Annotated in this window: 19 protein-coding genes; 11 read left to right on the plus strand and 8 right to left on the minus strand. The window is 73.2% G+C overall.

The features are described 5' to 3' along the window. Positions 1-7: 7 nt before the first annotated feature. The 4 genes from ACQKM2_RS12445 to ACQKM2_RS12460 form a co-directional block, all read right to left on the minus strand. Positions 8-955: a UbiA family prenyltransferase gene (locus ACQKM2_RS12445; protein ID WP_427708867.1), complete on the minus strand. Its 948-nt coding sequence runs from the start codon at positions 953-955 to the stop codon at positions 8-10. Between the two features lie 357 nt (positions 956-1312). Next, a complete protein-coding gene (locus ACQKM2_RS12450) occupies positions 1313-1996 on the minus strand; it encodes a phosphotransferase (protein ID WP_427708869.1) in 684 nt (227 codons plus the stop codon). Between the two features lie 397 nt (positions 1997-2393). Continuing rightward, a complete protein-coding gene (locus ACQKM2_RS12455; RefSeq protein WP_427708871.1) occupies positions 2394-2591 on the minus strand; it encodes a hypothetical protein in 198 nt (65 codons plus the stop codon). Positions 2592-2828: 237 nt separating this feature from the next. After that, positions 2829-3458 carry a hypothetical protein gene (locus ACQKM2_RS12460; protein ID WP_427708873.1) on the minus strand — a complete coding sequence of 210 codons (630 nt, stop codon included), beginning with the start codon at positions 3456-3458 and terminating at the stop codon, positions 2829-2831. Between the two features lie 506 nt (positions 3459-3964). Between ACQKM2_RS12460 and ACQKM2_RS12465 the strand changes: the two genes are divergently transcribed. Further along, the gene (locus ACQKM2_RS12465) at positions 3965-5146 is read left to right on the plus strand and encodes a S8 family peptidase (RefSeq protein ID WP_427708874.1); all 1182 of its coding nucleotides are present in this window, start codon (positions 3965-3967) and stop codon (positions 5144-5146) included. Between the two features lie 29 nt (positions 5147-5175). Here ACQKM2_RS12465 and ACQKM2_RS12470 read toward each other — a convergent pair whose 3' ends face one another. The 3 genes from ACQKM2_RS12470 to ACQKM2_RS12480 are packed head-to-tail and all read right to left on the minus strand — an operon-like array spanning position 5176 to position 6383. Further along, on the minus strand, positions 5176-5499 hold the full coding sequence (locus ACQKM2_RS12470; RefSeq protein ID WP_427708875.1) for a TfoX/Sxy family protein: 324 nt from the start codon (positions 5497-5499) through the stop codon (positions 5176-5178). Positions 5500-5535: 36 nt separating this feature from the next. Beyond that, on the minus strand, positions 5536-5934 hold the full coding sequence (locus ACQKM2_RS12475) for a nuclear transport factor 2 family protein (RefSeq protein ID WP_427708876.1): 399 nt from the start codon (positions 5932-5934) through the stop codon (positions 5536-5538). Positions 5935-5993: 59 nt separating this feature from the next. Beyond that, complete coding sequence (locus tag ACQKM2_RS12480; RefSeq protein ID WP_427708877.1) at positions 5994-6383, minus strand: VOC family protein; 390 nt, start codon at positions 6381-6383, stop codon at positions 5994-5996. Positions 6384-6799: 416 nt separating this feature from the next. Between ACQKM2_RS12480 and ACQKM2_RS12485 the strand changes: the two genes are divergently transcribed. Further along, complete coding sequence (locus ACQKM2_RS12485; RefSeq protein WP_427708879.1) at positions 6800-7387, plus strand: TetR/AcrR family transcriptional regulator; 588 nt, start codon at positions 6800-6802, stop codon at positions 7385-7387. A gap of 154 nt (positions 7388-7541) precedes the next feature. Continuing rightward, the gene (locus tag ACQKM2_RS12490; RefSeq protein WP_427708881.1) at positions 7542-7781 is read left to right on the plus strand and encodes a hypothetical protein; all 240 of its coding nucleotides are present in this window, start codon (positions 7542-7544) and stop codon (positions 7779-7781) included. Between the two features lie 41 nt (positions 7782-7822). Here the strand turns inward: ACQKM2_RS12490 and ACQKM2_RS12495 are convergent, their stop codons facing one another. Beyond that, on the minus strand, positions 7823-8371 hold the full coding sequence (locus tag ACQKM2_RS12495) for a rhodanese-like domain-containing protein (protein ID WP_427708882.1): 549 nt from the start codon (positions 8369-8371) through the stop codon (positions 7823-7825). Positions 8372-8966: 595 nt separating this feature from the next. On the opposite strand from ACQKM2_RS12495, the gene ACQKM2_RS12500 reads away from it, so the two are divergent. The 8 genes from ACQKM2_RS12500 to ACQKM2_RS12535 all read left to right on the plus strand — a co-directional run bounded on the left by ACQKM2_RS12500 (position 8967) and on the right by ACQKM2_RS12535 (position 19389). Continuing rightward, entirely contained in the window at positions 8967-10082 is a 1116-nt protein-coding gene (locus tag ACQKM2_RS12500) for an LLM class flavin-dependent oxidoreductase (protein ID WP_427708884.1), read from the plus strand. Next, positions 10079-10960: an ABC transporter permease gene (locus ACQKM2_RS12505; protein WP_427708886.1), complete on the plus strand. Its 882-nt coding sequence runs from the start codon at positions 10079-10081 to the stop codon at positions 10958-10960. Before ACQKM2_RS12500 ends, ACQKM2_RS12505 begins: the two co-directional genes overlap by 4 nt. Positions 10961-11108: 148 nt before the next feature. After that, positions 11109-12152, plus strand: coding sequence for an ABC transporter substrate-binding protein (locus tag ACQKM2_RS12510; protein ID WP_427708888.1), 1044 nt, complete (start codon positions 11109-11111; stop codon positions 12150-12152). Then, positions 12139-12927, plus strand: a complete 789-nt coding sequence (locus ACQKM2_RS12515) for an ABC transporter ATP-binding protein (RefSeq protein ID WP_427708890.1) — start codon at positions 12139-12141, stop codon at positions 12925-12927. The genes ACQKM2_RS12510 and ACQKM2_RS12515 overlap by 14 nt, the downstream gene beginning before the upstream one ends. 416 nt (positions 12928-13343) lie before the next feature. Then, positions 13344-14807, plus strand: a complete 1464-nt coding sequence (locus ACQKM2_RS12520; RefSeq protein ID WP_427708892.1) for a hypothetical protein — start codon at positions 13344-13346, stop codon at positions 14805-14807. 469 nt (positions 14808-15276) lie between these two features. Further along, a complete protein-coding gene (locus ACQKM2_RS12525) occupies positions 15277-16638 on the plus strand; it encodes a bifunctional o-acetylhomoserine/o-acetylserine sulfhydrylase (RefSeq protein WP_427708894.1) in 1362 nt (453 codons plus the stop codon). Between the two features lie 2 nt (positions 16639-16640). Then, positions 16641-17831, plus strand: a complete 1191-nt coding sequence (gene metX / locus ACQKM2_RS12530) for a homoserine O-acetyltransferase MetX (RefSeq protein WP_427708999.1) — start codon at positions 16641-16643, stop codon at positions 17829-17831. Positions 17832-18024: 193 nt separating this feature from the next. Further along, the gene (locus ACQKM2_RS12535) at positions 18025-19389 is read left to right on the plus strand and encodes an alpha/beta hydrolase family protein (RefSeq protein ID WP_427708896.1); all 1365 of its coding nucleotides are present in this window, start codon (positions 18025-18027) and stop codon (positions 19387-19389) included. Positions 19390-19426: the final 37 nt, after the last annotated feature.

The following is a 19426-nucleotide window of genomic DNA, read 5'->3' on the forward strand; positions in this document are numbered from 1 at the left end:
CGGGCGTTCAGGCCCGCAGGATGACGATGCCGCCGGCGAGAGCGGTCCCGTAGACGGCGGTGAGCATGAGATAGGTGGTGCGGTCGGCCGTGGTGGTGCGCAGGAGCAGACTGCGTGCGGCGGCGGTCCAGCACACGGCGGCGAGAGCGGCGTCGCAACTCCACCCGGTGAGGCGGCCGGCGTTGCCGGGGGCGTAGAGCAGGAGGTGAACCGGGATCGGGGCGGCCGCCATGAAGACGGCGAACATGATGCGTACCGGCCAGTGCCCGATGACCAGGGGCAGCGTGCGGCGTTCGACGGCGCGGTCCCCGTCCATGTCGCGGACGTCCTCGAAGCGCAGGGGCGCTGCGAGCAGGATGGTGAGGGTGCAGATCCACGTCCAACCCGTACGGTCGATGGGTCCGGCCAGGCGCCATCCTGCGGCCAGGTGGCTGATCATGCCGGAGACCATCCAGAGCGGCTTCTGCCAGATGTAGTGACGGGGGCTGGCGAACATCGCGACGATGACGGTGGTCTGCCACAACAGCACCCAGATCAGGGTGTGGGTGAAGACGCCGAGCAAGATGTAGAGGACGCTGGCGATCCACAGTCGGCGCAGCAGTCCGGGTCCGGTGGTCAGGGCGTGAGGCAGAGGGCGCCAGGGCTTGTTCACCCGGTCTTCTTCGAGGCTGCGGGCCTGGTTGGAGGCGTCGAAGACGTACTGGTACAGCGTGTGCAGGAGCAGACACCAGGCCAGGCTGCACAGCGTGGCCGCCGCGTCGGCGCGGTAGTGGCTGCTGGCAGCCGCAGTGATCATCAGTGGCGGCACGACGGATGCGGTGAGGTTGTCGACCATCATCCGCCAGGTGATCTCCGCCTCCCTGCGCAGCACACCGAGCGCGGACCGCAGGAACCGGCCCGACCGTGCGGCGTTGGGCGCGGCCGGGCGGGCAGGAGGCGGCGGGGGTACGTCCATGGCCCCTCCTCGCTCGCGGGATCCCGTGCCCGTTCACCCATCGTGGGCGGCGCTGGGCCGGGCCAATCAAGAGCGCACGCCGGCTGTCGCCACGACGGTCGTGCGCGGGTGCTCACCAGGGCGTGCTACGGCCGGACGGATCGGAACCACACGGATGCGACGCGACCCGAGCCGTGCGCCCCGGCGGACGCCCGACCGTCTCGGCCTGCACCCGCGCGGGGCAGCAGGCAGGCACGACACAAGGGGTGCACCCCCAGGCGGTGGCGGACTCCGCAGCCTGATCCGCCGGGCCTGGTACACCCGCCGCTGGGACACTCGACCCACCGGCCCCCGCATCCGGTAGACCCGGCCCACCTCCTACTGGAGAACGCTCCCATGGGCGTCGGCTCCTGCCGCCAGGATCAGGGCGACCGCCTCATCGAGGACGGCGATCTCCTCCTGGGTGAGGGTCGGATTGGCGGCCCGCCGGGCCCGGGCCTCAGGCAACAGCATGCCGTCGGTGCCGCCGAGTCGACGCACCAGGGCGGGCAGGACGGCCCGGGCGATTTCGGCGGCGGCCGGCATGGTGAGCGCCGCCTGCGCGAGGATCAGCGCGGCCATCGCGGTGTCCAGGCCGGGAGGGCCCTCCTGGGCGGTGGCCCAGTCGATCACCACGGGGCCGTCGGGGGTGAGGAAGACGTTCTCCGGGTGCAGGTCGAGGTGGACGATGCGGTGGGTGGGGTCGGCCCCGGCCCGGGGCGGGATGGCGTGCAGTCGCAGCAGCAGATCGGCCAGCAACTCGCCCGCCTGCTCGCCGCTGAGGGTGCCCGCGACCAGCGCCTCACGCATCGTCGGCCCCGACAGCCGCCGCATCACCAACTCCCCGGCCGCCGCGCCCGGCCACACCGCCGGCACCGGATACCCGTGCTCGGCCAGGTACGCCATCACGACCGCCTCGCCGGTGGCGTCCTCACCGTCGCGGTAGCGCCGCACCACCCGGTCCTCGTCGAGGGCGAACACATCCGCCGTCCGCCCCGCCCCGATCAACTTCCCGATCTCCACCCGGCAGAACTTACACCGAGCGCCGCCGGAGCTGCGTCGAGTTCTTCATCGCCCGGGCCACCGCCATCGTCACCATCCGCAGCCTGATCCGACGAACCTGGTTCACCCACCGGCCCCCGCATCCGACGACCTACTGGCGGACGCTCCAAGAGCACGAAGCTGCTGACGACGACGGCGCCGGTCCTGTCGGCGCGGGGTGCCTGGCGCTGCCGCACGGGGTCCTCCTGGGCATGCGGGATCCGCGCACCTTAGGCCCTGCGCACTGATCCATCCAGACCGGCGCCGGCAACGACGACCCCCCCCGCTGGTCGGCGGTGCCGTGGCGGATGCCTCAGCCAGGTCGGGCGGCTGGGGCGGGTTTCCATTCGAAGAGGGCGTCGGCGTAGCTGGTGAGTTCCTAGGGATGCACCGCGTCACCCGACTGCACGGCGAGCTCGCAAAGGGCCGGCGTGTCCATTCCGGTTGCGAGTGCCTGGGCAGCGGTCATCGGCAGGTGTTCCGGACAGACCTGATCCGCCTGATACAGCCACGCTGCCTCCACCAGGGGCGGACAGGCGCTGCGGAGAGGGCTGTCAGGGTTGGATGTGTCGTCCATGGTTGCCATGATTCCCCAAGATCCGTGCCAGGACCGAGATCCGGCAGCGCACGTCGGCGGTCGTCGGCATCAGCCGATGCCCGGCAGTCGGTGGGACGTGGCGGGCTGAGAGATGGAGCTCGTACGGCAGGCAGCAGTCGGAACAGAGGGTCGCGACGAGGGTTCCGCAGGCGCACAGCTGGTTCATTCCGCCGTACGGAGCCTCGGGAACTGCGGCCGGCTGTGTGAGCGGCCCCGTCAGGGCGAAGCCGCATGCCGCGGACACGAACACCACTGCTTCGACCTCTGCGGACTCGCCGAGGACGCTCTGATCCTGGTCCCGCTGATCGTGCATGAGCCGACGGTACGCGGCCCGCTGCCGGGCTCGGCGGCCACCCCCGCCCGGTCAGCCCGGTGCCGCTTCGTGTACGACCAGGTCACGGCCGTCATCAGTGCCGGGATGGCGAACAGCGGGGCGAAGACGAAGCCCCAGACGGTCTGTGCCGTGCCGCTTGACATGTAGGTCTGGCTCTCGACGGTGAAGGCGACCACGAGTTGCCACAGGGCCACCAGGACCAGGACGGCCGAGGCGGTCCGGGCCAGCGCGGCGAGAGTACGGGGGCGCAGTGGCCGCCACCGGTCGCTGACGAGGAGCAGCGGGAACAGGGCGGCCAGCTCGCCGATGACGGAGAGTCCGACGACGTACGCGATGCCCCACCCCGGGATGTCGAAGACGTCACGCAGGACCTGGTCGCTGTAGCCGACGTAGACACCGGACGCCATGGCGATGCGCCAGAGACCGGACGGGACGGCGCACAAGGCGATGGCGTGGGCGGCACGGCGGGCCCAGGCGGGAGCGGGGGAGAAGGGATCAGGCGCTGTCGTCATGACCTACATGCTGGCCGTGGACATGCCACCCCGGCATCGTCCACTGCGGCGGACCGTCTCACCCGTGCGGAGGAGGTCCCACGCCGTGGACCACGACCTGAGCATCGAGGAGGGCGGCCCGTGCCGGGGTGCCCCGGCTTGGACGGGGACGCGGCAGCGCGGACATCGCCAATGGACCCCGGCACGAGGGTCCGGGGCGACGAGCTGCGGAGCGAGACGGGGCGGGCGGCGTACCGGCGGTGCGCTCCCTGGTGTGGGGGCGGGCCGTACGGGTTGTCCCGCCGGGGTCGTCCGCCGACGGCGGGGCCCTGTACCCAGGCGGCGAATCGTTTCTGTGGGGCCCGGGTGGCACCGTCCGGGGGATCGCCCTGGTGGGGGAACAGGTGCTCAAGCCGTAACCGGGTGCCACCGATGCAGGTGGAAGCCGCCTCCGCGCGGGCCACGGTGCGTGCGGGCGCGGCTTCCGCATGCCCGCCTGCCCGCCACCCCGTCAGGGAGTCTCTTCCATGCGCCTGTTCACACGTCTGGCCGTCGCGGCCCTGCTCACCGTCCCGCCGGTCGCGGCCGGTTCGGCCTCCGCCGACACCCCCGAGCCCACACCGGTGCCACTGCACAAGGCGGCCGACGCCATCCCCGGCAAGTACATCGTGACCCTGGAGAAGGGGGTCGACGCGACGAAGCGGGCGAAGGAGCTGGGCCTGAAGCCGACCTTCGTCTACCACACCGTCATGAACGGGTTCGCGGCCCCGCTGACCAAGCTCCAGCTGGACCTCGTGCGCGTGAGCCTGGGCGTGAAGTCGGTGGAGGAGGACGCGACGGCCTCCGCCCCGCCCACCCCCGTCGGGCGGAACACGACGCGGGCACCGTCGTACTCCTGGGGCCTGGACCGCATCGACCAGCGCCAACTGCCCCTCGACGACGACTTCACCACGCAGGGCAGCGGCGCGGGCGTCACCGCCTACATCATCGACACCGGGATCGAGACCGCCCACGCCGAGTTCGGCGGCCGCGCCACCGTCGGCTTCGACGCCATCGGCGACGGACGGGCCGGCCAGGACTGCAACGGCCACGGCACGCACGTCGCGGGCACGGTCGGCGGCAGCACGTACGGCGTGGCGCGGAAGGTGAACCTGGTCGCCGTCCGCGTCCTGAACTGCAACAGCCAGGGCCCCTGGTCGGGAATCATCGCCGGCTTCGACTGGGTGGCCTCCCACGCACGCCAGCCCGCCGTTGCCAACGCCTCCCTCGGCGGGGACTTCACCCAGTCCGTGAACGACGCCGCCAACGCCCTGTCCGACAGCGGGGTCCTGCCGGTCGTCGCGGCCGGCAACAGCTCGAAGGACGCCTGCACCGTCTCCCCGGCCTCCGCCTCCCGCGTCTACACCGTCGGCGCGACCGACCGCTACGACCAGGAGACCGACTTCTCGAACTACGGCCGCTGCCTGTCGGGCTACGCCCCCGGCCAGGACATCGTCTCCGCCAGGCTCGGCGGCGGCAGCACCGCCCTGAACGGCACCTCCATGGCGTCCCCGCACGTCGCCGGCGTCGCGGCCCTCTACAAGGCCGCGCACCCGACGGAGACCCCGGCGCAGGTCGCCACCTGGCTGTACCGGACCAGCACCAAGGACGTGGTGAACAACCTGAGCCCGAACTCCCCCAACAACATCCTGTACACCGGCGGCCTCTGACCGCCGGAGCGACACCGCCGCCCCGGGGGCTATTTGGGCGGGAGTTCTGCGGTGACCTCCATGGCCCACCTCAGCCAGTCGTCCAGCACGTCGTCGTCGAGGGTTTCCTCGGCCGGCAGCACCCAGCCCTTCTGTTCCCTTCCGCGGAAGACGAGCTGCCTGGTGCCCGGGCGGGCGAGGGCCTCGTCCATCCCGTCGGGCCCGACGCGCACCATCAGGCCCTCGTCGTACACGTTGGCCAGTGCGTTGCCCTGGAGCAGGAAGGTGATGCCGCCGAACATCTTCTTCGCGGTCACGCCTTCCGGCTCCAGCCGTTCGCGGACCCGATCCGCGAGTACCTCGTCATACGCCATGGTTCTGCTCCTTCGGGAAGGGCCCGTACCGGTGTGCTACCGGGTGCCGCCGGTGTAGTCGGTCTGGGAGGTGATGCGGCCGTCGTGCAGTTCGAGGACGGTGCAGAAGCCGGTGCGGACCGGTTCGCCCTTCGGGGGCAGGGCCGGGTGCAGCCCGGAGCCGGTGCCGTCGAAGTCGAACTCGACGGCGACCGTCTCCCCGTCGGAGGTCACCCGGCGCAGGGTCATCCTGCGGTCGGGGACGGCGCCGGCGTACTCCTTCACATGGGCGACGAAGGCCTCGCGGCCCGTGAACGCGAGCCCGTACGCGGCGCAGGTGTACGGGACGTCCGGGGCGTAGAGGGCGCCGAAGCGGTCGAAGTCCTGGTCGTTGTAGGCGGCGGCCCAGGCGTCGACGACGGCTCGGGCGGCGGAACTGGTCATGGTGGTGCTCACGGGGTGTGGTCCTTGTCCGAGTACGTGTGGGGTGGGATGGGGTGATGGCGGGCTGGGGTTCAGCCGGCGTTGACGGTGGACTTCTCGTTGACGCCGATGACGTAGCCGTCGGGGTCGCGGAAGTAGAAGAGGCGCACCCCGTTGTGGTCCTCGGTGAGGGGCTTGACGATCTCCGCGTGGCGGGAGATGTGGTCGTAGGCGTCCTGGAGGCCGTCGACGCCGAGGTAGTGCATGCCGGCGAAGCCGATGGGGGTGTCGGCGAGGACGGGCAGCCAGTTCTTCAGGTCGTCGTTGCTGTAGAGCATCGCGCAGAACTCGCCCTGGTAGAAGAGCATGTGGATGTCGTCGCCGGGCTTGGCGGTGCTGGAGTCGATGTCGAAGCCGAGCTTCTTGTAGAACGCGATGCTGGTCGCGGTGTCCTTGACGCTGAAACAGGGCGCGTACGCCATGGCGGTCCTCCTGGAGTGGTGTGCGGGTGGGGGGCGGGGGGACGGGGCTCAGGGATCCTCGGGCCATCCGGCGCTGATGCAGAACGGCTGCCCGGAGGGGTCAAGCGGGACGGTCCAGTGCTCGCCGCCGGGCCGGGGAGGCGCGGCACCCGTCGGCCGCTTCCACGAAGGGAAGGCCGGTTCCGAGCCGGATGTGGAACGGGCAGAGGCGCCCGGGCCGGCGATTCAGTACGTCTGTACTGTAACTCGAATGCGAGGCGGCGCGCAATACGGACATATGGCCTGTTCGTCTGTGAGGTGGAGGGGTGCCGCCCGCTACGCCCTTAATTACAGCGCCCCTCGTCGCGCGGGGGCCTAGGGGCGGGCTATGGTACATGCGTATCGCATGACATCTCGCTGTCTCCGGAGTCGCCCCCATGCCCGCCCAGCCGCCCGCCCCCCGACGCCGCCGAGACCCGGAACGGCGCATCGCCGAGATCACCGAAGCGACCCTGCGCGTCATCGCCGAACGCGGCATCGAGGGCCTGACCCACCGTGCCGTCGCCGACACGGCCGGTGTGCCCCTGGGGGCCACCACCTACCACTTCGCCACCAAGGACGACCTCATCCAGGCCGCCCTCACCCTCGCCTACGACCGCTACGCCGCCATGCTCACCGAATGGGTCGCCCAGCGCCCCGGCCTCACGCCCGACCAGCTGGCCGTCCTGCTCGCCGACGCCATGCTGCACGCCTACGGCCCCGACCGCGCCTACGAGACCGTCGAACTCGAGCTCTACCTCGCCGCCCTGCGCCGCCCCGCCCTGCGCCCGATCGCCGACCGCTACACCGAGGTCACCACCGAAGCCCTCCTCTCCTACGTCGACCCGCTGACGGCGCAGGCCGCCGTGGCGGCGTTGAACGGGCTCACCCTGCGCGGCCTCGCCGGGACCCGTCCGCCCACCCGCACCGAACTCGAGGGCATCCTGCGCCGCATCCTCACCCCGAACCCCGCGCTCTCCGTGTGAAGGCGCGTACCGGCGCTGGGAGCCCGAGCCGCGCGGAAGGCGGGCCGTGCCGCTGCTCCGGACCGGCGACGCGGAGGTCCGCCCCGCCCGGCTGCCGGGGCGTCGTCGAGCGGCTCGGGCCGCATCCCCGGCGCCTGCGGATCGTTTCCAGGGCATGAAGAAGATCACCACCGCTGCCGGGCTGGTCCTGGCCACCGTCGCCCTCGCCGCGCCCGCACACGCGGAAAACGACTCCGACTTCGGTGGCGGCGTGAGCGCCGCGAACAACTGGAACTTCACCGCCGCCGCCGTGTGCCTGCAGGAAGCCGCGGTCGTCCCCGTGCTGGGCGACTACGTTTCCGACCACGTCAACAACTGCTCCAACGGCAACGTCATCGACCACTCGGGCAGGTAGCCCGGTTCCGGGCGTCCCTCAATGGACGGCGAAGCGCCGGGTCACGCCGCGGTCCCCGCCCCGCGGCGGTTGAGCGGCAGCCGGCCGAGCAGTACCGCCAGGCCACAGGTGTCGGTGACCGCGGAGAACACGAGGCCGGCCGCGATGGCCGCGGGCAGCAGGAACAGGGCCGGGTGCACGAGCCACCCGAGGAGCAGGCCGGTCAGCACGAGGCCCCCGGCGGTGAAGCGGACCTGGCGTTCCATCGCCCAGACGGCCCGCGTGCGCCCGGCGGAGCGCTCCAGCCGGTGACCCGCGGCCACCCACGCGGCTGTGCCGCCGGCGAGCCCGGAGGCGGGGATCCCGTGGACGGCCAGCTCCGTGACGGCCTTGTCCGAGCGCGTCCCGGAGGCGCACACGACGAGGAGGGGCTTGCGAGCGGCGGCCTCCCTCAGTTCCGGCTCGCTCCGCGCCAGCCGGTCGAGGGGCACGTTGAAGGCGTCCGGCAGATGGCCGGACGCGAATTCGCCGGGAGTGCGGACGTCTACGACGGTCAGCTCGCCGAGGCGCTGCTGCGCCTCGCCGACTGCGATGGCACGGGGAACGGTCATGGCGGAACGCGTCCTTGAAGAGACGGGGAGCGGAAGGGGAGCAGCGGGGCAGGGGGGGCAGGGTGTGGGGATGCCGGGTACGGGCGCCGGATCCTGAGGGCGATGGTAGGGACCGGCGGCGCCACTGCCCCGGACCACGCGCCGCCCGCCACGAACTCGCCACGTTCCGGCAACAACTCCCCGCCGTACGAGCGGTCCGTCCGCGATTCGGAACGCAACGGTTCAGTATGCGGACGCCGCTTGCGTGCGACCGGGCGCGTCGACAGGATGCGGCCATGGCCCCCGTACTCGTATCGCGTCGTCACGTGGATCTGCTGCGCGTGTCGACCATGCTGTGTCGGGCCGCCACCGCTCTCCGTGCGCACGGCTGTTGACCAGCCGGTCCCGCTGATCCGCTGATCCGCCGATCCGCCGGTCCCCGCTGCTCCCACTGATCCGCCGCTCCCGCTGATCCGCCGCGCCTGACGTCGCACGGGCCGCCGCCCGTACCCCTGCGCGTCTTCCACCGCCCGTACTCCTGCGCGTGTACACGTGTCACCTCTGCCTCCCGCCGACGGTGACGCGTGTCGTGCCGCTGCGTCGACGAGGTACTCCCATGCCGCACCACCCCCTCCTGCTCCACTGGTTCCTGCCCACCGGCGGGGACGGCCGAGATCCCGGCGGCGTCACCGCCGTCCAGGGCCGCACGCGGGCCGCCACCCGGCGGTCCGCGGACATCCCGTACCTGACCCAGGTGGCCCGCGCCGCCGAGCAGGCCGGGTTCCACTCGCTGCTCACACCGGTGGGGCTCGGCTGCGTGGACCCCTGGATCCTCACCGCCGCCCTCGCGCAGCACACCACCCGCATCGGGTTCCTCGTGGCGTTCCGCGCCGGCTTCGCCAGTCCGACGCTGCTCGCCCAGCAGGCCGACGCCTTCCGGCGGTTCGCCGGAGGCCGGCTCGCCCTGAACGTGGTGACGGGCGGCGATCCCGCCGAACAGCGCGCCTACGGCGACCTGTTGGACCACGACGCCCGCTACGCCCGGACGGAGGAGGTGATGACGGTCCTGCGCACCCTGCTGGACGGCGGGACCGCCGATCACGACGGCGCACACCTGCGCATCCAGGGCGCCCGGCTCACCGATCCCGGACTCCGCCACACCGTGCCCCTGTACTTCGGCGGGGCCTCGCCCGCCGCCGAGGAGGTCGCCGCCCGCCAGGCCGACGTGCAACTGCTCTGGGGCGAGCCGCCCGCCGCCGTCGCCGAGCGCATCGGCCGGCTGCGGGGACGGGCCCGTACCGCAGGCCGCACGCTGCGGTTCGGCCTGCGTCTGCACGTCATCAGCCGCGACACCGCCGCCGAGGCATGGTCGGAGGCGGACCGGATCCTCGCCGGGCTCGACCCGGAGGCGGTACGGGCCACCCAGGAGCGGTTCGCCGCCATGGACTCGACCGGGCAGGCCCGGATGACGGCGCTGCACGGCGGGGTCGCGGACGCCGCGCGCCTCACCGTGGCGCCGAACCTGTGGGCGGGCATCGGGCTGGTCCGTGAGGGCGCGGGTACCGCGCTGGTCGGTTCGCACGACGAGGTGGCCGCACGGCTCGCCGAGTACCACGGCCTCGGCATCGACGAGTTCGTCCTCTCGGGCTACCCGCACCTGGAGGAGGCCTACCGGGTGGGCGAGGAAGTGGCCCCGCGGCTGCGCGCCCTGACGGGGGCGGACGCCGCATGACGGCCCTCACGACGACGGCGGCCGGCCCGGACCACATCCCGCCGCCCGGCCCGGATCCGGCCGCGCCCGCGTCCCCGCGGCACCGCCGCCTGCGCGAGGCGCTGCGCTGGGGTGCGCTGCGGTTCTGCGCCCTCGCGGTACTCCTCGGCACCTGGCAGGCGGTGGCGTCCGCCGAGGTGTGGCCGCCGGTCCTGGTTCCTTCGCCCGGCGAGGTGTGGCGGCAGTTCGTCCTCGCCTCCACCGTCCACGACGGGGTGCGCGGCTACGGGGGCCACCTGCTGATCGAGCACCTCGGGGTGAGCCTCGGGAGGATCGGCACCGGCTCCGCGTACGCCGTGCTGGCCGGGGTGCCGCTGGGTCTGCTGATCGGGACGGTCCGGCCGCTGGCCGTCGTGCTGGAGCCCGCCGTGACGTTCCTGCGGACGCTGCCCCCGCTCGCGTACCTCTCCCTGCTCGTCATCTGGTTCGGCATCGACGAGGCGCCCAAGATCTGGCTGCTGGTGATCGCGGCCCTGCCGCCGATCGCGGCGGCCACCGCGGCCGCCGTGCGCACGGTGCCCGGGCAACTCGTCGAGGCCGCCAGGGCCCTGGGATCGGGTCCGGTCGCCCTGCTGCTGTCCGTGCGGCTGCCCGCCGCCCTGCCCGAGATCCTCACGGGCGTCCGCATCGCCGTCGGCGTCGCCTGCACCTCGGTCGTCGCGGCGGAGACCGTCAACGGCGTGCCCGGTATCGGCGGCATGATCCGGGACGCGCAGCGCTACAACCAGACCGCGCTGGTGATCGCGGGCATCCTCGCCATCGGCCTGTCCGGCATCGTCCTGGACGCGCTCCTGAGGCTCGTCGAGCGGTTCGGCGTGCCGTGGCGCGGCCGCGCCTGAACCCGTCCGGCCCCCGCCCTTCCGTCCGCCCTTTCGTCCGCCTTCTAGGCCCTTCAGCCGTTCAGCCGTGATCAGCCCCTAAGCCGTTCAGTCGTTCAGTCGTTCAGACCCTTCAGACCCTTCAGACCCTTCAGACCGGAGACCGTCCATGCCCACCAGCCCGTCCCGCCGCACCCTCCTGCTCACGGCGGCCCTCGCCCTGACCGCCACCGCCGCCACCGCCTGCGGGGGCGGCGGCGACGCGGCCGGCGGTTCGGCCGGGCGGACCACCGTACGGATCGCCTACCAGGCGATACCCAACGCCGACCTGGTGGTGAAGAACCAGAAGCTGCTGGAGAAGGCGCTCCCCGAAGTCGACGTGAAGTGGGTGAAGTTCGAGTCCGGCGGGGACGTCAACACGGCCGTCATCGCCGGGGCGGTCGACCTGGGCCTGGCCGGGTCGAGCCCCGTCACCAAGGGCCTGTCCGCGCCGCTGAACATCCCCTACAAGGTGGTGTGGATCCACGACCTGATCGGGGACAACGAAGCGCTCGTGGCCAAACCCGGGATCGGTTCGGTCAAGGACCTGGTGGGCAGGAAGGTGGCCACCCCGTACGGCTCGACCGCCCACTACTCGCTGCTCGCCGCGCTGACCGCGGCCGGCGTCGAGCCCTCGGCCGTGCAGACCGTCGACCTCCAGCCGCAGGACGCGCTCGCGGCATGGAAGCGCGGGGACATCGACGCCGCCTACGTGTGGACGCCGACGCTGAGCGAACTGGCCAAGGACGGCAAGGTGCTCCTCACCAGCCGTGAACTGGCCAAGCAGGGCAAGCCGACCGCCGACCTGGGCGTGGTGACGAACGCGTTCGCAGCCAAGCACCCGGAGGTGGTCACCGCCTGGATCAAGGCCCAGGACACCGCCGTCGCGCAGGCGCGCACCGCACCCGACGAGGCCGCGAAGTCCATCGGGGCGGAACTCGGCCTTCCGGCGGCGGAGGCGAAGCGGCAGCTGTCGGAACTGGTACTCCTCAGCGCGAAGGAACAGACCGGAGCCGACTACCTGGGCACGCCGGGCGCCCCCGGCAAGCTGGCGGCGAACCTCCACGACGCCGCCGTGTTCCTGAAGGGGCAGAAGGCGGTCGACGCGGTGCCGGACGAGGCGGTCTTCGGACGGGCCCTCGCGGTGGAGGAGCTCGGCCGTGCCGCGAACTGACGCACCGGCGGTCCGGGAGGCCGTCGTCGACCTGGCGGGCGTATCGGTCCGGTACGGGACCGCCAAGCAGCCGGTCACCGCGCTCGAAGGCGTGGACCTGCGCGTCGACGCGGGCGAGTTCGTCGTCCTGGTCGGGCCGTCCGGCTGCGGCAAGACCAGCCTGCTGCGCGTGGTCGCGGGCTTCGAGCGACCGGCCTCGGGCCGCGCCCGGGTCCGGGGCGAGCTCCCCCGGCCGGGCGCGGGTGCCGGGGTGGTGTTCCAGCAGCCCCGGCTGTTCCCCTGGCGCACGGTGGGCGGGAACATCGGCTTCGCACTCGCCCGGTTGGGAGTGCCGCGTGCCGACCGGCCCGGCCGGACGGCCGAGCTGCTGGAGCGGGTGGGGCTGCCCGGGACGGCCGGCAGGCGGACGTGGGAGCTGTCGGGAGGCCAGCAGCAGCGGGTGGCCCTGGCCAGGGCCCTGGCCGCGGAGCCCGAACTCCTGCTGATGGACGAACCGTTCGCCGCGCTCGACGCGCTGACCCGGGAGCGGCTCCAGGAGGAGGTACGGACCCTGGCCGGGCGGCTCGGCACCACGGTGCTGTTCGTCACCCACTCCGCGGAGGAAGCCGTGCTGCTGGGCTCCCGGGTCCTCGTGATGGCCGCGGGGCCCGGCCGGGTGGTGGCGGAGCTTCCCGTGGGGCTGCCCCGGCAGCCGGACACGGACGTCTCCGCGCTGCGGGCCGCACCCGAGTTCGCCCGGCTGCGCGGGCGGCTGACCGAGCTCATGCGCGGCTGAGGCGTCCACGCCGCCCGCGTCCCGGCAGCCGGGCGACGCACCCCCTGACGGACGCTGCCCGCCGGCCCGTATTGCTCCCGTGCTGCGAGAACGTGAACAGCATGAACAGGCCGTGGCGGGCGGCCGCGGAGGGAACCGGTCCGCACGGGCAGCGGCTAACGTCCCCGTGTCAGAGCCGTTCCGGGGAGCGACCGCCCCGCGGAACCAGGGCCCGGCCGCACCATCGGCCGCAGGCACGCCGGCCGGCCCGCCCCGCCCGGCACAACTCGTGGCGCCGGGCACCGCCGCCCCGTCCGCCGGCCCGCGCGGCGCCCGCCCCGCTCCCCACAGGCCGACCGCCCACGCCACACCGCGCCCGCGGCGGTACCGCGCGGCCGCCGCCCCTCACCGTCCGTCCCGAGCACCAGGACCCCTTGATGCCGTTCTCCCTGCCCACGGGCGGGCGCCTCGCCGCGCTCGCCCTCTCCTTCACCGTGGCCCTCGGCACCACCGGCCTCACGGGGGCACCCGCCTCCGCCGCCGCGGTGGCCCCGTACGGACCGCAGCCCCCGCAGAACCCGTTCACCGCGGCCAACGGCGCCGCGACCATGCACGGAGACAGCGCCTCCAGCGGCACCACCGCCTCTCCCGGGCCCGGCACGGCCGCCGTCGACTACTCCCGCACGGCGCTGGCCTCGGCCTGCCCCACGGTCGCCGTGGGCGGCGACGGCTACGTGATCGCGCTCTGCACCACCATCTTCGGCCGGACGCCGACCGTGCACCTGCTCGACCCCGCCACCGGAGCCGACCTCGCCTCCCTCGCCCTGCCCAAGGGCAGCCTCTTCGGCGGCGTCTACGCCTACCTCGACAACGCCGACCGCCTCGTCGTCGTCGACGGGAACAACAACCTCCTGCGCATCGGACACCACCGCGACGGGAGCGCCTGGACCCTCCGGATCGACCAGTCCACCCCGCTCGGCAGCGCCGTGCCCGCCGGGGACAACATCGTCGGTCTGACCCCCGACTGGGACGGCAGGGTCTGGTTCGCCACCAGCGGCGGGGTGATCGGGACCGTCGACACCGGGACCGGCTCGGTGCGCGCCATCAGCACCGGCGAGGGCGTCCAGAACAGCATCTCCACCGTCCCCGGCCGCACCGCCGTCGCCACCGACCACGCCCTGTACCTGCTGTCCGCCGCCCCCGACGGCACCCCCGTCGTGGACTGGCGGGCCCCCTACGACCGCGGTCCGGCCCGAAAGCCCGGCCAGCTCAGCTGGGGCACGGGCACCACCCCGAGCTTCTTCGGACCGGGGAGCGGCACCGAGTACGTCACCATCGTCGACAACGCCGCCCCGCACGGGAACCTGCTCGTGTACCGGGCGTCCGGCGGACCGGAGCCGGTCTGCCGGATCCCCGTGCTGACCCAGTACGCCCGCAGCGGCACCGAGGACGCCGTCATCGCCTCGGGCCGCAGCGTCTTCGTCACCAACACCTACGGCTACCCCTACCCGGCCCTGCCCGAGGGCGCTCCGGCCAGTCAGCCCTCCTCGGCGAACTTCGACGGCGGCCTCAGCCGCGTCGACGTCACCCCGGAGGGAACGGGCTGCGAGGTGGTGTGGAACAGCCCGGTGAAGTCCGCCGCGCTGCCCCGCCTCTCCCTGGCCGACGGGAAGATCTACACGGTGTCCGTGACCGGGCCGACCGGGAGCGCGGGCCTCAACACCTTCGCCCAGTACCACCACTCCGTCATCGACCCGGCCACCGGCGTCCAGGCCGCCTCCTCCTACCTGGGCATCGGACTGGTCTACAACCCGCTCCAGATGCGGGGGACGGCCGGCCCGGACGGGACCCTCTACCAGGGCACCGAAACGGGAGTGGTCCGCATCTCCAAGCGCCGCTGACCGGGATCCCGCCCGGCGCCGCTCCCCGCCCCCTCACCGCGAAGTCGCCCGCGGTGAGGGGGCGGTGGCGTGCCTCACCGGTTCGGGTGGAGGACCTGGTGCACCCCGCCCCTCCTGTGGTTACCTGGGCCCATGACCGTACTCGTGACCCGTCGCCACGTGGACTACGTGCGTGTCACGACCACGGGTTGTCCCGTCACCATCTGACGCGGCCCCGCGCGGCACCGTCCCGCGCTCCCTCCACGCCTTCCACGCCGTCCGCGTACCCGTCGTGCCGGCTCCCCTCCCGCCCGGCCGCCGTGCCGGTCCGGCAGGTCGTCACGGCCGCCGCTCCACGCCCCCGCTCCCGGACGCGCCGCCCGCGACCAGTCCCGCGCGTGCCCCGCCGCACATCCGTGCCCTCCCGTCCGGGTCGGCGCGCCCGCCCGCCTCCCTCCGTCCGCCCTCACCTCCGAGGAGACCCAGACCCATGAGCCAGCCCGTAGACGCCGTCGCCGCAGGCCACACCCCCGAGGACGAGCCGGCCGCGGCCGGGACCCCGGCCTGGTCCTTCGAGACCCGGCAGCTGCACGCCGGCACCGCCCCCGATCCGGCGACCGGCGCCCGCGCGGTCCCGATCTACCAGACCACCTCCTTCGTCTTCCGCGACACCCGGCACGCCGCCAACCTCTTCTCCCTCGCCGAGCCGGGGAACATCTACACCCGCATCCACAACCCCACCCAGGACGCGTTCGAACAGCGCATCGCCTCCCTCGAAGGCGGTGTCGCCGCCGTCGCCCTCGCCTCCGGACAGGCCGCCGAGACCCTCGCGATCCTGAACCTTGCCTCGGCGGGCGACCACATCGTCTCCAGCGCCTCCCTCTACGGCGGCACGTACAACCTCTTCCACCACACCCTGCCGAGGTTCGGCATCGAGGTGTCCTTCGTCGAAGACCCCGACGACCTCGAAGCCTGGCGGGCCGCCGTACGCCCGGACACCAAGGCCCTGTTCGCGGAGACCCTCGGCAACCCGCGCGGCAACGTCCTCGACGTCCGCGGAGTGGCCGACATCGCGCACGCTGCCGACCTGCCGCTCGTCGTCGACAACACCGTGCCCACCCCGTACCTGCTGCGCCCCATCGAGCACGGCGCCGACGTCGTCGTCCACTCGGCCACCAAGTTCCTCGGCGGACACGGCACCACCATCGGCGGCGTCGTCGTCGACGCGGGCACCTTCGACTTCGGCGCGCACCCCGAGCGCTTCCCCGGATTCACCGCACCCGACCCCAGCTACCACGGCCTGCGGTACTGGCCGGACCTCGGCGCGGGCGCGTACGCCGTCAAGCTGCGCGTACAGCTGCTGCGCGACCTCGGGCCGGCCATCGCGCCGCACTCCGCGTTCCTCCTGCTGCAGGGCGTGGAGACGCTGAGCCTGCGCCTGGAACGGCACTCGGCGAACGCCCTCGAACTGGCGCAGTGGCTCGAACGGCGCGACGAGGTCACGGCGGTGCACTACCCCGGGCTGCCGTCCAACCGGTGGTACGGGGCGGGCCGGCGCTACCTGCCGCGCGGCGCCGGCGCCGTGCTCTCCTTCGAACTGGCGGGAGGCCTCGAAGCGGGCCGCCGGTTCGTCGACGGACTCGATCTGTTCAGCCACCTCGCGAACATCGGCGACGTCCGCAGCCTGGTGATCCACCCGGCCTCCACCACCCACAGCCAGCTCGACGAGGCCCAGCTCGCCGCCACCGGCACCAGCCCGGGGCTCGTGCGCCTGTCGGTCGGAATCGAGAACGCGGCGGACCTGAAGGCCGACCTGGAGGCCGGTTTCCGCGCCGCGAAGGAAGCGTCCTGAACCTGAACCCCGCCACAGCGGCCTCCCCGGCCACCGCGCTCCCCCTTCCCGCCACCGGTGCGTGGCGGGAAGGGGACCCGGCCGGGCACCGGCAGTGGCACCGCCGCGCGGGTCCGCTGGCGCTGGAAGCGGGCGGCGTCCTCCCTGGGGTGCGGCTGGCGTTCGAGACCTGGGGGCGGCTCGCCCCCGACCGTTCGAACGCGGTACTCGTCCTGCACGCGCTGACCGGCGACAGCCACGTCGCGGGCCCCGCCGGGCCGGGGCACCCCACCGCCGGCTGGTGGGACGCGCTGGTCGGCCCGGGCCGGCCGCTCGACACCGACCGGTGGTTCGTGGTGGCCCCGAACGTACTGGGCGGCTGCCAGGGGAGCACCGGGCCGGCCTCCGCGGGCCCCGGCGGGACCCCCTGGGGCGGCGCCTTCCCGAGGCTGACCCAGCGCGACCAGGTCCGCGCCGAGGCGGGACTGGCCGACGCGCTCGGCATCGGGCGCTGGGCACTGGTGATCGGCGGGTCCATGGGCGGGATGCGGGCGCTGGAATGGGCGGTCACGGAACCCGGGCGGGTGGCCGCGCTGTTGCTGCTCGCCTGCCCGGCGGCCGCGAGCGCGGACCAGATCGCCTGGGCCGCGGCGCAGGTCCACGCGATCCGCGCCGACCCCCACTGGCGGGGCGGCGATTACCACGACGCCGGCCCCGGAAGGGGACCGCACGCCGGGCTGGGCATCGCCCGGCGCATCGCGCACGTCACCTACCGGTCGGCCGGGGAACTGGACACCCGCTTCGGCCACGAGGCACAGGAGGGGGAGCAGCCCTGGCGCGGCGGCCGCTACCGCGTCGAGTCCTACTTGGACCACCAGGCCGCCAAACTCGTCCGGCGCTTCGACGCGGCCAGCTACGTCGCCCTGGTCGAGGCCATGAACACCCACGACGTGGGGCGGGGCCGCGGCGGGGTGCGCACGGCCCTCGCCCGGGTGCGCGCCCGCACGCTGGTGGCCGGCGTGGACTCGGACCGCCTCTACCCCCTCGCGCAGCAGGAGCGGCTCGCGGACGGCGTTCCGTCCGCGCCCGGGGTCCGGGTGATCCGCTCCGCGTACGGGCACGACGGGTTCCTCCTGGAGACGGAGCAGGTCGGCGCGTTCGTACGGGAACTCCTCGACGGCGTGCCGGAGCGGTCCGCCGCCCGCCCGGGCTGACGGGGAGACGGCTGCGCTGCCTCAGCACCTCCTTCTCCCCTGTCGGGTTTTCCTCAGGCTGCGGGTGGTGCCGGCCCCCCCGGCAGCCGGCGGGTCTGCTGGATGGGCTGCCGTCGTCGTCCCCAGGAGGATCGTCGGCAGAGTGCCCGGCCGAGGTTTTCGGGTGGGAGGTTCTCGAAGACCAGGGAGCGGTATGCGGGTCCGATGGATGACGTGTCTGATGGCGGCGCTGGCCTCCCTGGCGACGGCGAGCGGGGCGGCCGTGGCGCGACCCGCCGGACAGGGAACCGAGCAGAGCGTGGAGTTCCGCAGCGGGGAGGTGACGCTGCACGGCACGGTCACAACGGCCGCCGGGGCGACAGGACAGCGGCCCGGGATCGTGCTGGTGCACGGCGCCGGTCCGGAGAAGCGGGAGAAGTACCAGGCCGAGGCCCGGGCCATGGCACGAGCCGGGTTCGTGGTCCTCAGCTACGACAAGCGGAGCACGGGGTACTCACTGACACAGCGGTCCTACGCCCGACTCGCCGACGACGCCCTGGCAGGCGTCCGGTTGCTGAGCAGGCGTGCCGACGTGGATCCCGGCAGGATCGGACTCTGGGGATTCAGCGAAGGCGGCTGGGTCGCCCCGCTCGCCGCCTCGGGCTCGACGCAGGTCTCGTACGTGGTGCTGGTCGGCGCGTCCGGAGTGCCCCCGGCCCGGCAGCAAGCGTGGTACCTGAAGAACATGCTCCGCCACCACGGCGTCGCGGGCTCACTGCCGCAGACCATGGCGGTCGACGGCACGCGGGTCCTCGCGGACGCAGGCCTGTTCCCCGAGGCGGACTACGACCCGATACCGGCACTGCGGCGGGTGCGCCAGCCCGTGCTCGCCATGTGGGGCAACGACCAGCAGTCACCTCCCGCGGAAAGCGCCCGTGCCATCGAGAAGGCACTGCACGACGGCGGCAACACCGACGTGACGCTCCGCTTCTTCCCCCACGCCGATCACAAACTGCGCGCGTCCCCCGACGGTTTCCAGCGGGGCGGGCAACCGGCACCCGGCTACGTCGACACCATGGCGTCCTGGGTGGCGGGGCAGGCCCACCGGACCAACGACCCCTTGCCCCAGCAGGCCCGGCAGAGCCGCGCTCTCGCCCCTCTCGCCGGATACCAGGCAACCGGGGCACAGGTCGCAGCGCTCCTGTTCATGACCGGTACGTTCGCCGCATACCTGCTGGGGGAGGTGATACGGCGCCTGCGTGGACGTCCCTCGGCAAGCCGGGCACCGCGATGGCTGGCCGCAACGGGACTGGTCACCGTGCTCGGCTTCCTGGGCTACTTCGGCTTCGTGACGATGGCACTGACCCCCGGACCGGTGCTCGGCGACCGTCCGGTGTGCTGGCTCGTCCTGCAACTCCTCGCGGTCGGGACGGCAGTGGCCACGCTGGCGACGGCAGTGGGCTGGTGGCGGGCCAGGACCTCGGTACGGGGCGTGGCGCGGATCCGCCTCGGACTGCTGGGGCTCGCCGGGGCGGTGTTCGTGCCCTGGGCCCTCTTCTGGGGCCTGATGGCGCCGTAGTCGACCAGCCGGGGGCGGCTCGTCGGGCAGCACGGTG

The organism is Streptomyces sp. NPDC004126 (assembly GCF_050275515.1).
Lineage (GTDB): Bacteria > Actinomycetota > Actinomycetes > Streptomycetales > Streptomycetaceae > Streptomyces.